The sequence below is a fragment of the Herbaspirillum sp. 1130 genome, from assembly GCF_017833835.1.
Classification (GTDB): domain Bacteria; phylum Pseudomonadota; class Gammaproteobacteria; order Burkholderiales; family Burkholderiaceae_D; genus Herbaspirillum; species Herbaspirillum huttiense.
Map to the genome: position 1 here is coordinate 607,039 of NZ_JAFICQ010000004.1, position 16,859 is coordinate 623,897.

General features: G+C 64.3%; 10 protein-coding genes. 9 read left to right on the plus strand and 1 reads right to left on the minus strand.

The genetic code is table 11. The annotated features are described in order from the left end of the window. Positions 1–11 precede the first annotated feature (11 nt). Together JOD78_RS20595 and JOD78_RS20600 are read left to right on the plus strand one after the other, a co-directional pair. Positions 12–974 (plus strand): chemotaxis protein, encoded by a 963-nt coding sequence (locus tag JOD78_RS20595; RefSeq protein ID WP_121043612.1) that lies wholly within the window; start codon positions 12–14, stop codon positions 972–974. 294 nt (positions 975–1,268) lie between these two features. Further along, positions 1,269–1,715: a hemerythrin family protein gene (locus JOD78_RS20600; RefSeq protein WP_121043615.1), complete on the plus strand. Its 447-nt coding sequence runs from the start codon at positions 1,269–1,271 to the stop codon at positions 1,713–1,715. A 50-nt stretch (positions 1,716–1,765) separates the two neighbouring features. Here the strand turns inward: JOD78_RS20600 and JOD78_RS20605 are convergent, their stop codons facing one another. Further along, positions 1,766–3,394 carry an EAL domain-containing protein gene (locus JOD78_RS20605; protein ID WP_121043981.1) on the minus strand — a complete coding sequence of 543 codons (1,629 nt, stop codon included), beginning with the start codon at positions 3,392–3,394 and terminating at the stop codon, positions 1,766–1,768. Positions 3,395–3,754: 360 nt separating this feature from the next. On the opposite strand from JOD78_RS20605, the gene JOD78_RS20610 reads away from it, so the two are divergent. The 7 genes from JOD78_RS20610 (at position 3,755) to JOD78_RS20640 (ending at position 16,703) form a co-directional block, all read left to right on the plus strand. Continuing rightward, positions 3,755–5,386, plus strand: a complete 1,632-nt coding sequence (locus tag JOD78_RS20610) for a PAS domain-containing methyl-accepting chemotaxis protein (RefSeq protein WP_209567525.1) — start codon at positions 3,755–3,757, stop codon at positions 5,384–5,386. A 54-nt stretch (positions 5,387–5,440) separates the two neighbouring features. Next, on the plus strand, positions 5,441–6,805 hold the full coding sequence (locus tag JOD78_RS20615) for an ATP-binding protein (RefSeq protein WP_199725104.1): 1,365 nt from the start codon (positions 5,441–5,443) through the stop codon (positions 6,803–6,805). Then, positions 6,802–8,148 (plus strand): HD domain-containing phosphohydrolase, encoded by a 1,347-nt coding sequence (locus JOD78_RS20620; protein ID WP_121043620.1) that lies wholly within the window; start codon positions 6,802–6,804, stop codon positions 8,146–8,148. The genes JOD78_RS20615 and JOD78_RS20620 overlap by 4 nt, the downstream gene beginning before the upstream one ends. Before the next feature lie 114 nt (positions 8,149–8,262). Then, positions 8,263–9,627 carry a PAS domain-containing methyl-accepting chemotaxis protein gene (locus tag JOD78_RS20625; protein ID WP_209567527.1) on the plus strand — a complete coding sequence of 455 codons (1,365 nt, stop codon included), beginning with the start codon at positions 8,263–8,265 and terminating at the stop codon, positions 9,625–9,627. Between the two features lie 2 nt (positions 9,628–9,629). Then, a complete protein-coding gene (locus JOD78_RS20630) occupies positions 9,630–11,132 on the plus strand; it encodes a chemotaxis protein CheW (protein WP_209567528.1) in 1,503 nt (500 codons plus the stop codon). 76 nt (positions 11,133–11,208) lie between these two features. Then, positions 11,209–15,732, plus strand: a complete 4,524-nt coding sequence (locus JOD78_RS20635; protein WP_209567530.1) for a CHASE domain-containing protein — start codon at positions 11,209–11,211, stop codon at positions 15,730–15,732. After that, positions 15,729–16,703: a diguanylate cyclase gene (locus tag JOD78_RS20640; protein ID WP_209567533.1), complete on the plus strand. Its 975-nt coding sequence runs from the start codon at positions 15,729–15,731 to the stop codon at positions 16,701–16,703. Before JOD78_RS20635 ends, JOD78_RS20640 begins: the two co-directional genes overlap by 4 nt. Positions 16,704–16,859: the final 156 nt, after the last annotated feature.

A 16,859-nucleotide genomic window follows, 5' to 3' on the forward strand; every position in this document is an offset into this window, starting at 1 on the left:
CCGAGGACGACATGGACGCCTTTCAAAAAGAAATCGACGAACGCACCAACCTGACCTCCAGCAACAAGTTCGAACTGCTGCTGTTCCGCCTCGGCAACCCGGAAGGGACCACCGACAAGCCGGGCGAGCTGTATGGCATCAACGTCTTCAAGATCCGCGAGATCGTCCCGATGATGGACATCACCGCCGCCGCCGGCATGCGCTCCCCGATGCTGGGCATGGTCAACATCCGCGGCCAGGTGATGTCGGTGGTGGACCTGCCGGCAGTGGCCGGCTGCAAGCCGGGCCATGGACTGAACATCCTGCTCATCACCGAGTTCGCCCGGCACACCCAGGCTTTCGCGGTGGAATCGGTGGAAGAGATCGTGCGCCTGGACTGGAGCCAGGTCCTGCCGGCCGACTCCAATGCCTCCGGCAACGTGGTCACCAGCATCGCCCGCCTCGACTCGGCCCAGGATGGTGGCCGCCTGGTGCAGGTGCTGGACGTGGAACAGATCCTCAACATGGTCTCGCCGGTCAAGGAACAGATGCAGCCGCCGACGCCGGGCAGCAACGAGTTGAAGATCAAGCCCGGATCGGTCGTACTGGCCGCCGACGATTCACGCATGGCACGCGCCCTCATCGAGCAGTGCCTGACCGATCTCAAGCTGCCCTACGTGATGACCACCGACGGCCTGCAAGCCTGGAAGAAACTGCAGGAGCTGGCCCGCGAAGCGGAACAGGAACACAAGCCGCTCACCGACAAGGTCGCCATGGTGCTGACCGACCTCGAAATGCCGGAGATGGATGGCTTCACCCTGACCCGCAAGATCAAGGCCTCGGACCTCTACAAACAATTGCCGGTGGTGATCCATTCTTCACTGACCGGTGCCGCCAACGAAGACCATGTGCGTTCGGTGGGCGCCAATGGTTATGTCGCCAAGTTTTCCCCGCCTGAACTGGCAGCAATGCTGCGCAAGGTGCTGCCCCCCTGACGGCACCTACTTGCAGAGCCAGGAACGGCGCTTTTTACAAGCGCACGGCCGACACCCCGTCGGCCGGCAAGACCGGCCCCACGCCACCCCCACGGTGCCGTGGGGCTTTTCTTCATATGGCCGCGGTGCAGCACCCCGCCAATCCGGGCTGGCTTGAGCTATCTCAAATTATTTCGAGGCCAGGCTCCTAGAATCGGCAGTGAACATCCCTCCGGCACGCCCGCGCCCTGCCGGCGATGCGGATGTCTCCGCCCCGACCCGCGTACGGTCGCGCCCTGTATCAGGAGGCTGGCCATGATTCCCACTGCCGATCGTGTCGTTTCCCTCGCCCCGTCTGCCGACAGCAACGGACTGGCCCAGCGCATTCCGGCCCTGCTGGCGGAGATGGATGCCGAGCACCGTGAGGTACTGGAGAGCGTGGCCGCGCTGGCGATCGTGCCGCCAGCCGGTTTTGCCAGCGCTTATGCAGCCCTGGTGGCGCAGATCGAGGCAGGATTCCGGGAAGAAGAAAAGATGATGGATGAGATGGGCTACAGCGATCTGCGTGCCCATCGCCGCGACCATGCGGAACTGCTGGCGCTGCTGCACCGGCTGCGGCCTTATCTGGACGATGGCAACGCGCCGCTGGCCGATATCGTCATGGGCATGATCCCGGCCATGCTGGTACGCCATATGGCGGGAATGGATCAGGCACTGGCGCTGGCCTTGCGCGTGCGTGCCACTGCAGCAGGGCCATGCTGAACTGAGCACGGCCCGGCACGGATCAGGCCGGAAAATTCAGCCTGTGGCGCTCAGGCATTCAAGGGGGTGGACGCAAGGTCCGTGCGGTCGCTGCGAATGCTCTCCGGCCCGGTACCGTAATCGGCCAGCGTGGCCCGGTAGAAATCAATGAACTCGTTTGCCGGCAAGGGCTTGGCGAACAGCCAGCCCTGGGCGAAGTCGACCCCGTGCTGGCCCAGATAGGCGGCCTGCTCCAGGGTTTCCACGCCTTCGGCGACGATGAACAGATTCAGGCTCTTGGCCATGGCGATGATGTGATCGATCACGGCGCTGGTGGCTGCGCCCGTGCCGATGGTGCTGACGAAGGACTTGTCGATCTTGAGCGCGTCCATGGGCAGGCCCTGCAGGTATTGCAGGTTGGAATAGCCGGTCCCGAAGTCATCGAGCGCCATCGAATGCCCCAGTTCGCGCGCGCGTGCCAGCGTCACGCGGGCCGAGGCAATGTCCATGCAGCCGCGTTCGGTGGCTTCCATCCACAACTGCTCGGTGCGGATGTCGGTTCCGGCAAGCGTCTGGCTGACCACGTCGATGATGCGGCCGGTCTTGATATCGTGGGCAGCGACGTTGACCGCCACGTGCAGGGCCCGGTCGGCGCGCAGGGTATCGCCCAGTTCTTGCACCACGGCCGCGATGACCTGATCGGTCATGGGCAGGATCAGTCCGCTCTCCTCGGCCAGCGGCACGAACAGGTCGGGCCGCACGATGCTGCCATCCGGCCGTCGCCAACGGATCAGCGCCTCGGCACCGATGCAGCGGCCGCTGGCCAGCTCGATGATGGGCTGGTAGTAGACAATGAACTCCTTCTTGCGCACCGCCAGCTGCAAATCCGCCAGCGGCGACAGGCGCGCCTGCGATATCCGCAGCACCAGCATCACCAGTCCCAGCGCGAGCAGCACGCCCACCGGCAGGAACCAGCGCTGCTCGCCGGTCATGGTCTCCACCACATGCTGGCCGTCAATGATGGCGGCGGCGGTCCAGCCGTCGCGGCTGACGGTGGAGACAAAGAACCCATCGAAATCCTGGTTGCCCACGCCGCGCAAGGCGCGACCGGCCATGCCGCTGGCGATGGGCATGCCGTACTGCGCGACCAGCCCGAAACCGTTGCGCGCCAGCACCACATGCACGCCATCTTCCAGCACCACGTCGACAAAGCGTTCGCGATGCACCAGCGCCGCATGGGCACCGTACTGGATGGACATCATGCTGGGCCCATCGCTGATGTAGGAAGCCTGTTCCAGCGCCACGCCGACGCCGTCCGCCGTGGTGAACACCGCCTCCGGCTGCGGACGGCGCAGCGCCTGCGCGCGGCGATCCCAGGAGGTGCACTTGAGCTGGCCGTATTCGTAGTAGCCCATTTCCTCGATGGCACCGGAACTGACGGCGATCAGGCGCATCTGCGCGATGTGCTCATCCGAGCAGGGAAACAGCAGCAGCGGCGACATCGACTTCAGCGCCCGCTGGGTATTCTGGAAAGTGGCCTCGGCGCGATCCACGACCGACTCGGCATAGCGCGTCAGGCGCTCGTGCTCGGACTGGACCACCGCCTGGCGCGACAGCCACAGCATGCCGATCACCGGCACCGTGGCCGCCACGATGGTGGCAATGACGGTCAGGACCACCACCTTGTTCTTGTTGTTCACATCGCCCCCTTGTGCTGCCGCTTGCTTCGCGGCCCGTTTGCCCCGGAATTTCTGTCTGATGCTCATCATTAGATCGCGATTAAGCGATTAAATCAATTTAATCATTTTACAAATGAGTGAATCGTCTTTGCATGGCTTGGGAAAAGTCCGTAAACCACGCCTGAATAAACTAATATTATCCTTATAAATCAATGACTAATGAGATATTTCAAGCGCATTGAAAAAGCGTTTTCGCCTTGATAACACAGTGGGGCCGCAACAACGAATTTACCGGTTATTCCCTTAAAGAATCATTTTTTTAGCAATTTCAATGAATTTGTGTTTTAATGATTCCATCAATCAATTTTTCGGGAATCGATCATGCGTCTCAACCTGCCCGTCACTCAACAAGAACGCGAGATCGATGCCCATGCCTCGATCGTCTCCAAGACCGATATCAAAGGCCGCATCACCTACGTCAACCCGACCTTCATCCACATCAGCGGCTTCACGGAAGAAGAGCTGATTGGTGCCCCGCAGAACATCGTGCGCCATCCCGACATGCCGGAGCTGGCCTTCGCCGACCTGTGGAGCACGCTCAAGGCCGGCCTGCCCTGGACCGGACTGGTCAAGAACCGCTGCAAGAATGGCGACTTCTACTGGGTCAAGGCCAACGTCACGCCGATCTGGGAACGCGGCAAATGCACCGGCTACATGTCGGTACGCACCAAGCCCACGCGCGCCGAGATCACCGCCGCCGAGCAGGCCTACAAGGAACTCAAGAAGGAAAGCGCCGGCATCGCCGTGCATCGCGGAGAAGTGGTGCCGACCGGCCTGCGCGGCAAGTTGCGCCAGGTCTCGCAGGTATCGCTGAAGACACGGCTGGATCTGGGCCTGGGCACTGCGGCCGCCGGCATCTGTGCGCTGGCCTTCCTCAACGGGCAGTGTGCCGAACACGCCAGCAGCCTGCCGACCCTGGCCGCTACCGGCGTCGCCCTGGGCAGCCTGGCGCTCCTGCGCATGACCCTGGCTACGCGCATCTTCAACCCCTTGCGGCGTGCCGTGGCGCAGGCGCGCCGGGTCGCGGGCGGCGATCTGTCGGCCGCCGACCTGCAGGCGCGCCGCGATGAAATGGGTTCCCTGCTGCAGGCCATGGAGCAGATGCGGGTCAATCTGGTGGCATCGGTAGGCGACGTGCGCCGCAGCGGCATGCACATTGCCCAGGCCACCGGCGAGATCGCACGCGGCAACATGGACCTGTCCTCGCGTACCGAATCACAAGCGAGCAGCCTCGAAGAAACCGCTGCCAGCATGGAAGAGCTGGCCTCCACCGTGACCCAGAACAGCGAGAACGCCCGTCAGGCCAACCGCCTGGTGGAAGAAGCGCTGACCACCACGCGCGATGGCGAAGCGTCCATCCGTCACATCAACGACACCATGGATGCCATCCACAAGAGTGCCGAGCAGATCAAGCAGATCACCGGACTGATCGACGGTATCGCCTTCCAGACCAATATCCTGGCCTTGAATGCCGCCGTGGAAGCAGCGCGCGCCGGCGAACAGGGACGCGGCTTTGCAGTGGTCGCCGGTGAAGTGCGCAACCTGGCACAACGCTCGGCCCAGGCCACCAAGGAAATCAAACAGCTCATCGACGAATCCTCACAGCGGGTCGGTACCGGTGTGAAGCTGGCCGGCGACATGCGCGACACCATGGGCGGCATCATGCGCGCAGTCACGCAGGCCGCCACCGCCGTGGCCGAGATCACCGCCGCCTCGGGCGAACAGCAGACCGGTATCCAGCAGGTCAACGAAGCCGTGGTCCTGATGGATGAAGTGACCCAGCGCAACGCGGCGCTGGTGGAAGAAGCAGCGGCCGCCGCCGGCAGCCTGGAGGAGTCGACGCAGCAGATGATCCAGGCCATCAGCGTGTTCAACCTGGACGGCATGGCAGCCACGGCCGTGGCCTCGCCCACGCACGAAAACAAGCGTGTGGCCCTGCCCCGCGCTGCCTGACCTGGAGGGCGCGGCTCCAGCCCCTGATCCGGAGCCATCGCTGAGGAGGCGAACATGGGACACAGCGAAGCATTGATGGCCAACGAGTGCGCCAGCCAACGCACCCATGCCGATGACGCGCCCGACACCCGGGCGCTGGTCAAGGCCAATGCACGGTATCGCCACATCATCGGCAACACCCCCGCCATCATCTACAGCAGCGTGCCCTCGGGCGATTTCCAGCTCACGTTCGTGAGCGAAAACGCCTCCCGCGTGCTGGGCTACGAGCCCTGGGAGATGCTGGACGATCCCAACTTCTGGTTCAACCACATCCATCCAGACGACACCGCCGCAATCTTCTCCAGCCTGGCCATGCTGTTCGTGGAAGACCAGAAGATCTACGAATACCGTTTCCGCACCCACGACGGCAGCTACCTGTGGATGCACGACACCCTGCGCTTGATCCGCGATGCCGAGGGCACGCCGCTGGAAGTCATCGGCCTGATGACCGACATCACCGGCCGCAAGCAGATGGAAGACACCCTGCAGCGCCAGGCCGAGGAACAGCGCGCCCTGATCGAACAGCTCAAGATGGCCCAGGCCCAGCTGATGCAGTCCGAGAAGCTGGCCTCCATCGGCCAGCTGGCCGCCGGGGTGGCGCACGAGATCAACAATCCGATCGGCTTCGTCAACGCCAACCTCAACACCCTGGGCAACTACGTGGCCACGCTGCTCGAAGGCATCAAGCTGTACCAGTGCGTCACCAGCGGCAGCCTGCCCTCCAGCGTGGCGCAGTCGGAGGTGCAGGCCTTCGAGGAGCGCGCCGACCTGCAATTCCTCAGCGAAGACGTGACCGAGCTGCTGGCCGAATCCAACGAGGGCCTGCAACGCGTCAAGAACATCGTGCAGTCGCTGAAGGATTTCTCGCGCACCGGCGAGAGCAACTGGCAGATGGCCGACCTGCATCGCGGCCTGGACAGCACGCTCAACATCGCCAACAACGAGCTGAAATACAAGGTCACCATCATCAAGCAATACGGCGAGCTGCCCATGATCAAGTGCCTGGCCTCGGAACTGAACCAGGTCTTCATGAACCTGCTGGTCAATGCCGCCCAGGCCATCCAGGAGCGCGGCAGCGTGACCATCCGCACCGAACGCTGCGGCCAGCGCGTGGCCGTCTGCATCAGCGATACCGGGCACGGCATCGCGCCGGAACACATCAACCGCATCTTCGAACCTTTCTTCACCACCAAGCCGGTCGGTAGCGGGACCGGGCTTGGACTGTCGCTGTCCTACGGCATCATCAAGAAGCATGGCGGCGATATTCATGTCAGCAGTGCACCGGGCAAAGGCACCACCTTCCGGATCGAATTGCCCATCGATCCCGCCAGCGCCCAGCCGCCGAGCAAGGCCTCGGGCGAACCAGGAGACGCATCATGACCGCCATCCACAGCCAGGAACTCCAGACCCTGCAACAAGCCGACCCGTTCGCCCTGCCGCCGCCCTGCGTGCTGCTGGTCGATGATGAACAGAGCATCCTGTCGGCCCTGAAACGTACCTTCCGGCCCCAGGGCTATCGCCTGCTGACGGCCACCAGCGCCGAAGCCGGGCTCGACATCCTGGCCAGCGCCGATGTCGACCTGGTCATTTCCGACATGCGCATGCCCGGCATGAACGGGGCCCAGTTCCTGGCCCAGGTCAAGCAGCAATGGCCGGCCACCATGCGCATCCTGCTGACCGGGTATTCCGAGATCGGCAGCACCATCTCGGCCATCAACGATGGCGGCATCCACCATTACCTGTCCAAACCTTGGGAAGACCGCGAGCTGCTCATGGTCGTGACCCACGCGCTGGAGGAACAGCAGTTGCGCAAGCAGAAGATGGCGCTGGAACGCAAGGTGCGCGAACAGAACCTGCAACTGGCCGATTTCAACCGCCAGCTGGAACGCCAGGTGCAGGCGCGTACGGAAGAATTGCGCCAGACCGTCCTGTTCCTGGAGAACGCCCAGGAAGAGGAACAGAAAGCCTTCCTCTCCATGCTGCACGTGTTCTCCGACATCAGCGAACTGCGCGCCGGCCTGGCCAACGGCCAGTCCGCCCGCATCGCACGCTGGTGCGAACAGCTGGGGCTGCGCATGGGCATGAACAGCCATCACGCCAAGGAGATGATGATGGCCGGCATGCTGCACGGCATCGGCAAGCTGGACTTGTCCGATGAACTGGTGAAGAGGCCCATCGAAAAGATGAGCAGCGATGAATTGCAGCGGTTCCTGTGGCATCCGGTCAAGGGCCAGATGCTGCTGACACCCATCCCGACCCTGGCCGAGACCGGCGAGATCATCCGCCACCAGCATGAGCGCTATGACGGCCGGGGCGTGCCGGAAAGCCTGTCAGGCGACGCCATCCCGCTGGGCTCGCGCATCCTGGCCGTGGTGCGCGACTTCGAAGGTCTGTGCAATGGCGGCATCACCAGCCACAACGTGAGTCCCGAGAAAGCGCTGTCCATGCTGCGCACGCATGCCGGCCATCGCTATGACCCGGTGGTGGTCAACACCTTCATCGCCATGATGGAAGAGCAGCGCATGGCGCTGGAACAGCAGACCCGCCTGCTGTCCCCGGCCGAGCTGAGGGTCGGCATGAAGCTGGCCGAGGACCTGCGCACCAAGTCCGGCGTGCTGCTGCTGAACAAGGAACACGTACTGGACGAAGCCATCCTGGCACGCTTGCGGCGCTTCGAGCAGATCGATGAGATGCCGCTGAAGGCCAGGATCCTGTTGCATTGAGCGATAACCCGAACCCGGCGGCACCTGCCGCCGACCCACTGAACGCAGCCATGCCGGCAACAGGCCAGCTGCATCCACCCGATGCATCACAAAAAAGACCCGACAAGGAAACCGATGAATACCGTAAGCGACCCCCTCCTGACTGACATCCCGGCGCAGGACCAAGAGCACTACCACCAGGCTATCCGCCGCGCACTGGACCGTACCCAGGCCATCATTGAATTCACGCCCACTGGCGAGATCGTCAGGGCCAACCGGCTGTTCCTCGAAGCCGTCGGCTATGAGCTGGAGGAACTGCAAGGTCAGCACCATCGCATCTTCTGCGAGCCCGAGTATGCGAAGTCGCAGGAGTATCGCAGCTTCTGGCGCCGCTTGGCCGACGGACAAGCCGAGCACGGCCAGTTCCTGCGGCAGACCAGGGACGGACATCCGATCTGGCTGCAGGCTTCCTACAATCCGGTGCTGGACCAAAACGGCAAGGTGACCGGCATCATCAAGTTTGCCACCGACATTACCGCGTATCGCCAGCGCAGCATGGAGCAGGCCGGAATGATGGAAGCCATGGCACGCTCCACGGCCATCATCGAATTCGACCTGCGTGGGCAGATTCTGGGGGCCAATCCGAATTTCCTGCGCACCATGGGCTACACGCTCGACGAGATCAAGGGCCAGCATCACAGCATGTTCTGCCAGCCGGCACAGATCCAGTCGCCCGCCTATCGCAACTTCTGGGCCGATCTCGGCGAAGGCCGCTTCCAGGCCGGGCGATTCGAACGCCTGGCCAAGCATGGCGTACCGGTCTGGATCCGGGCCAGCTACAACCCCATCCTCGACGAGTCCGGCAAGATCATCAAGATCGTCAAGTTCGCCTACGACATCACGGCCCAGGTCAGCAAGGAAATTGAAATCAGCGACAGCATCACCGAAATCAAAGGTTCGATGACTGCGCTCACCGCTTCCATCGAGACCATCTCCACCGAGACCGAGACCACCCTCTCGCGCGCCCGCATGGCCATGAGCGCCGCCAGCCAAGGCAAGACCACGCTGGAGCGCACCATCCATTCGATCAGCGAGATCCAGACCTCGGCCAAGCGCATCAATGAAATCGTCGACCTCATCGCCGGCATTGCCGGCCAGAGCAACATCCTGGCCTTCAATGCCGCCATCGAAGCGGCGCGTGCAGGCGAACACGGCATCGGTTTCTCGGTGGTCGCCGACGAGGTCCGCAAGCTGGCCGAACGGTCCACCCACGCCGCGCGCGAGATCTCGGGCATGATCAGCCAGACTTTGCTGCTGATCGACCAGGGCGTGCGCCAGTCGACCCAGGTCACGGACGCCTTTGCCGACATCTCGCAAACCGTGGACGGGACCTCCGCCTCGGTGGATGCCATCCGCGCCTCCAGCGCACAGCAATCGCGTGAGACCCGCAGCGTGCTGGACGTGCTGACGCGGCTGGATGAAATTGCCCACCAGGCCTGACGATGACCGATGACGCTCTCTACCTGCCGGGCGGCGTGGTGTGCACCATGGATGGCGTGGATTTCGCCATGGCGCTGCCCGCCGTCCGCACCGCGCTGCCGCTGTCGGACCTGCCACCGCCCTTGCCGCGCCGTGCCGGTGCCTGCGTCGGCCTGGTCACACTGGAAGGATGCTGCATCCCCTTGCTGGACCTGCGGCGCTGGCTGCAGTGGCCCAGTGCCGAGCGCACCAGCCCGGGCGATCCGCAGGTCGCGCTTGTCCTGGAATCGCAAGGACGCCAGGTGGCCATCAAGATCGATGCCACCAAAGCCGTGCTGCGCGAGCCCCTTGCACTGACGACGCTGGCCCAGCGTTCGACGTCGGGTGAAGAATTGTTCCAGTCTGCAGTCAGCGTTCCCGCCATGGGCGCACTCCCCGTACTGGACGAGCAACGGCTGTTTGCCTTGTGTGAAGTCTGGCAGCAGGCCGACGACGGCGCAAAGCCCGGTGCCACCAGGTCACCGGCACCTGTTCAGCGCAGCCAGGGCACAATGCTCCTGGCGCGGTTACGTATCGGACCGCAGCAGTTCTGCATACCGTCGGACGATGTGGTCGCGGCCGACGTGATGCCCGCCATCTCCAGTATCGCGTTGCAATCGGCACTGCGTGGCTACACCAGCTGGCGCGGCCGCAAACTGCCGGTGCTGCCGCCGGCGCTGCTGGGTGCCGATGGCGAAGCCTGCACGCCCTATCTGGCAGTGGTGCAGCATGCCGGTGCCTGGGCCGGGATACCGGTCAGCGCCACCGAGGGCGTTCATGCAGAGGACATGACGCGCCTGCGCCCCGCTGATGAGGCCGGGCTTTCCGCCTCGGCACTGGTGCGTGGACTGCTGGCCACCCAGCACGGTGGTCACATGGCGCTGCTGGATGCGGCAGCGCTGACCAGTTACTGCCCGCTGGGAAGCGATACCGCCCCTGGCATGCAGGACGCCGCCTCCGGCCAGCCGCGTCCCGTGAGCACGTCGGCACACATGATCGTCAAGGGCCGCCATGACTGGGCCTTGCCGATGGAGGATGTGGTGCGCGTGACCACCCTGCCCGATGATCTCGCCTGGCAGCATGGCGTGAGCGGCGATGGCCAGCCGTGGAGCGTGGCGCACATGGTCCACGACGGCCGCAGCCTTGCCGTCTGGAACATCGACGCTCGCGTGCTGGACAGGCGGGACCGACAATGCGCTGCGCCCGGTAGCGGCGGCGGGCACAGCGTCGTCATTGTCCGTGTCGGCGATAGCGAAGCCGGGGTAGTCTTCGATACGCCCCAGAAGATCGTGGCGGCGACGGCATGCCGGCGTGTCTCGCTCCAGGGCCGGGGGGGAAAGCGCATGCACCTGGTGCTCACCCGCCAGGCCGACAGCGAGGCCGAGCACACCTACGCGCTGTGGGACCACCGGGAGCAGTTGGTCCCGTTGCTGGCCTGTGCCGGGGCGCGTCCCGGACCGCTTTCTGAAGCAAGACGCGCACAATAGGCGGATGCATCCCGATGGGGGCAGCGTTCAGGGGGAAACCAAGCTGCCAGACCGCAATAACAATAATTCGACAACCATGACCAGAATCACCCGAAATACCTGCCTGTTCCTGCTGATCGCCTTCAGCCTCTTGCTGGCCGGCGTGGCCGGCCTGTCGCACCTGAACCAGAAGGAGGTGCGCGACAGCCTGGCGCTGGACAGCCGCTGGATCCGCGACGACATCGAATCCCTGCTGCGCCGTTACGAACACGGCCTGCGTGGTACTCGGGGGGCCATCCTGGCCATCGGTGCGGACGACCTGAGCCGCGAAAAACTGTTGCGCTACATGGACAGCCGCGATCTGGCGCAGGAATTTCCCTGGGCCGGCGGATTCGGCTTCATCCGCCACGTTCCGCTCGCGGCGCTGCCCGCCTACGAGAAGAAGATGCGCGAAGACCGCCTGCTGTTTTCCGGCATCACCCAGCTCGCCGACAACCCCGGCGACCGCTACGTGATCGAATACATTGAGCCCCTCGCCCCCAACCGGCCGGCCCTGGGCCTGGACATCGCCTCGTCGCCGGAACGCCGCTCGGCCGCCGATCACGCCATGCTGACCGGCCGCGCGGAACTGACCACACCGATCAGGCTGGTGCAGAAGGAAGGGGGAACGGCCAATGCCTATCTGTTCCTGCTGCCCATCTATGCCGGCTCGGTCACGCCGCCGACCATGGAGCAGCGTCAGGAAAGAATCCTCGGCTGGGCTTACGCGCCGCTGTCGGTGCACGACATCCTCTCCGAACTGAGCCGGCGCTGGAACATGCATGCGCTGGAGATTCTGGTGGAGGACGTCGCCAGCAATACCGCAGCCGTCGAGCTGTTCCGCAGCAGCGGCTTTGACCAGATCGAGGGTGCCGTCAGTCTGGAAACGGCCGTGCCCCTCTATGGCCGGGCCTGGAAACTGAGTCTCCGCGCCGCCCCCGAATACGCGCAGGCCCACCAGTTCATCAGTGATCGTGCCACGCTGCTTTCCTGCATCACGCTGGCCATGTTGATCCTGGCCAGCGCGCTGGCCTATCAGGTTTTCTCCACCCGTGAACGCAAGCTGCAGGAAGCCCGTGCCCTGCTGGCCGCCGTGGTGGACAGCTCGCCCGACGCCATCGTCACCACCGATGCCCGGGGACTGATCACTTCATGGAACCGGGGGGCCAGCGACACCCTGGGCCTGCCCGAAGGACGTGCACTGGGCACGGCCCTCTCCACGCACGCAGCGCTGCGCGAGCTGGACCAGCAGGGCAGTACACGCTCCACTTCCCCAGGCTTCAGTCCCGGCACCAGCCAGCAGGAGGAGCCCCACGTGATCAGCTTGCAGGGCGAGTCGATACGCTACGCCTCGGCCCTGATGTTCCCGCTGCGCGATGGTGCAGGCCGGCAGATCGGCAAGGCCTTCATGCTGCGCGACATCACCCGCGAGAAGCGCATCGAGCGCCAGCTGCACCGCATCAACGAGGAACTGGAGCTGACCGTGCAGCAGCGCACCCATGCGCTGCACCAGGCCAAAACCATGCTGCAGACCGTGCTCAACGTCATGCCCTCGCTGGTCGGCTACTGGGACAAGCATCTCATCAACCGCTTCGCCAATGCGTCCTACGAGCGTGTCTTCGGGCGTGAGCATGGGGAAATCACCGGCATGTACATGCTGGATCTGGTCGGGACGGAACTGTATGAAAGCGCCCTGCCCCATATTGACGCGGTGCTGGCCGGAGAGAAGCAAACCTTCGAGCGCACCTTCACCGATGCCGTCAACGGCTACAAGCACGTCCTCACCACCTACATCCCCGACGTCAACGAACAAGGTGAAGTCAACGGCTTCTATGTCGTGGCGCACGACGTCACCGAGATCACCCACAACCGCAACCAGCTCAGCGAGGCACTGGCCCAGAACCAGTCGCTGCTGGACCAGGTGCAGCAGTCCAACGCCCTGCTCAACAACGTGCTCAGTTCGGCCACCGGCGTAGCCATCATCGCCACGGCACCGGACGGCGTGATCACGCTGTTCAATCGCGGGGCCGAACGTATGCTGGGCTATCGCGCCGAGGACGTGATCGGGCAGATGAAGGAGGAAGCCTTCTCGGGCCGCCTCAACCATCCCGCCATCCGCGCCCAGGCGACACTGGACGAGAAGGCCGTGAGCGACCTGCGCTACCGCCGCAAGGATGGCGTGACGCTGCCGGTCACGCGTCAGCAGACCTCCATGCTGGATCACCGCCAGCGCCACATCGGCGACCTCTACATCGCCATGGACATGAGCCTGCAGCGCCAGCAGGAAGCCGAACTGGCGGCCGCCCGCGACCAGCTGATGCTGGCCGCCGAAGTGGCCAAGCTGGGCGTGTGGGTCTGGGACCGTACCGGGGACACCTTTGAGTTCAACCGCCAGATCGCCGAGATCTACGGCATCGGCGATGGCCGCAGCGGGCAGGTGACCACCTATGAGGGCTGGCGCAGGCGCGTGCATCCCGACGATGTCGGCTATGTCGAATCGGCCCTGCAGGCGGCGCTGGCCGGTACCGGAGAATTCGAGCCGGTGTTTCGCGTGGTGCGCGCCGACGGCAGCATCCGCTTCGTGCAGGCACGTGCCCACGTCGACCGCAACGGCATGGGCGCGCCGGTGCGCGTGATCGGCATCAACCTGGACATCACCCAGCGCATCGAATTCGAAAACAACCTGGTCGAGGCGCGTCTGAAGGCCGAACAGGCCAACTCCGCCAAGAGCCTGTTCCTGGCCAGCGTCAGTCACGAGATCCGCACCCCCATGAATGGCGTACTGGGCATGATCCAGTTGCTGCAGAGAACGCAACCGCAGCCAGCCCAGCGCGACTACCTGAACAAGGCCGAGATCTCGGCCAAGTCCCTGCTCAACCTGCTTAATGACCTGCTGGATTTCTCCAAGATGGATGCCCGGCAGGTGCAATTGGATATGCAGGCGTTCTCGCTGGAGCATTTCCGCCACGACCTGACCGCGATCCTGGCCGGCAACCCGCCGCAGGAGGGCGTCAGCCTGCACATCGAGCTGGATGGCGACCTGCCGCAGCGCGTGGTGGGCGATGTCTATCGACTGCAGCAAGTGCTGGTGAACCTGATCAGCAATGCGCTCAAGTTCACGCATCTGGGCCGCATTGACGTGGAGCTGCGGCGGCTGGCGGCGGACAGCACCCGGCAAGTGATGCTGCAGGTGGAAGTCAGCGACACCGGCATCGGCATTGCCCCGGAACGGCTGCAGGACATCTTCGATGCCTTCACCCAGGCCGAAGCCTCCACCACCCGCCGCTATGGCGGCACCGGGCTGGGGCTGGCCATCAGCCGCCATCTGGTGCAGCTCATGGGCGGCCAGTTGCAGGTGAGCAGCGAACCGGGACGCGGCAGCCGCTTCTGGTTCGACCTGCCCATGGAGATTGAGGACGCCACGCCGCTGTCGCAGGCATGCGCAGCGGACGAGCAGATGCAGGCCGGGCATGCGCCCGCCGGCGAGACCGCGCGTGAACTGGAAGGGGTGCAGATCCTGCTGGTGGAAGACAATGCCGTCAATCGCCAGGTCGCCACCGGCCTGCTGTCCCTGTATGGCGCGCACATCAGCTGCGCCGAGAACGGCAGCACGGGCGTGGCCATGGCCTGCGATCCCGAGCGCCACTTCGACCTGATCCTGATGGACCTGCAGATGCCGGACATCGACGGTATCGAAGCCACCCGGCGCATCCGCCGCCAGCAGGATCTGCGCCACATCCCGATCCTGGCCATGACCGCCAATGCCTCGCCGGAAGACCGCCGCCGCTGCATCGATGCCGGCATGGCGGGACACATCGCCAAGCCCATCGACGTGAGTACGCTGGTGCCGACACTGCTGTCGCATCTCCAGCATGACCGCAGCATCGCTGCGGAAGAGCCGCTACCCGCCGAGACCACGCGCGTGGACGTACCGCCCGCCGACCGCCAGCAGGTCGACCTCTACGCAGACCTGATGCGCCGCTACCGTCAGGCCAGCGACGTCTATCGCACCACGCTGGATGCCGCCGGGCCGGAACTGGAACGCCTCTTCGCGGACTACGACGCGGCGCTGGCGCAGGCTTCGCCGGGCGGCATCGAGCAGGCCGCCCATGCGCTCAAGGGCTTGTGCGCCACCATCGGGGCCAGCGGCCTGGCGGCGTATTTCGCCGGGATAGAGCGCGTGTGCCGCGCTGGCGAAGGAGTGCCGTCCGATCGTCTTTTCCCGGCCTGGCGCGAAGAACTGGTCGCGGTGCGGCGCGATGCGGGTGTGGTCTTGCAGCAACTGGCGATGCAGGCGCTGCAGGGTGTTTCCGGCTCACCGGGGCCGGCTGCGCCGCAGGCCGGCGCGGAGCCGGCGACGGCGACGGCGACAGCAGAGGCTTCCGATTTTCCTGATAGGCAGGCGCTGCGGGCCTTGCTATTGTCGAGCAACCTCGAAGCGCTGGACTTGGCCGAAGCCATCGGCAAGCGCCATGGGCTGATGCAGCAGACGCGCTACCAGCAGTTGTGGGAACTGATCGAGAAGCTCGATTTCCCGGCGGCATTGGCCCATCTCGATGACCATTTCGGAGAACCTCGTTGAAACGCATCCTGGAAGAACTCTCATCTCTGCGCGGCAGCCGTCCGCGCGTACTGCTGTGCGATGACCAGCCCATCAACATCCGTCTCGCCAATGCCCTGCTCAAGGGTGACTACGAGATCTTCATGGCCACCAGCGGCCTGCAGGCCATCGAGCTGTGCGAAAAGGTGGTGCCGGACCTGATCCTGATGGATGTGAACATGCCCGGCCTGAACGGCTACGAGACCTGCGAACGGCTCAAGCAGAACACCGCCACGCTGGGCATTCCGGTGATCTTCCTGACCGGTTTGCAGAGCGAGGAAGACGAGGTCAAGGGCTTCGATGCGGGCGGCGTGGATTTCATCAGCAAACCGATCAACGGCACGGTGCTCAAGGCGCGCGTGCTGACGCACCTGACGCTGAAACTGCAATCCGATTTCTACCGCAACATCGCCGTCACCGATTCGCTCACTGGCCTGTTCAACCGCCGCAAGTTCGACAGCGAGCTGGCCGAGAAATGGGAGCTGTGCAAGCGCTCCGGCCAGGCCATGTCGCTGCTGATGATCGATATCGACTACTTCAAGAAGTACAACGACCACTACGGCGACCAGGCCGGCGACCACTGCCTGGCCGAAGTGGCGCACGCCATCCGCAGCAACTTCCACCGCAGCTATGATTGCGTGGCGCGCTACGGCGGCGAGGAATTTGCCTGTATCCTGCCCATGGCAGGCCGCGAGCAGGCCTTGAAACTGGCACGCGACGTCTGCGACGCCGTGACCCGCCTGCACCTGCCGCATGCCCGCTCCGAAGCCAGCGAATTCGTCACGCTCAGCATCGGCGTGGCCTCGGTCGATGTACCCGGTCACAGCAGCACGCCGGCCGCGCTGATTGCCCTGGCCGACCAGAACCTGTACCAGGCCAAAGCGCACGGCCGGGCGCAGGTGTATTGCGCCACCCCCGTCGAGGACGCTGCCTTGCAGTCCTCAGCGTCCTGATCCCCGCTGCAGCACCGTCCGAACAACACAGCCGGCCCTGAGCCGGCCACCGGCGTTGGCGCTGGAGATGCGCATCCAGCCGCAAGGCAGGAGAGAGATGGCCGCCGTCCTGATCGCGATCCGGCCGTTGTGTCGGCTGCCCTTCCCCATCGGTCG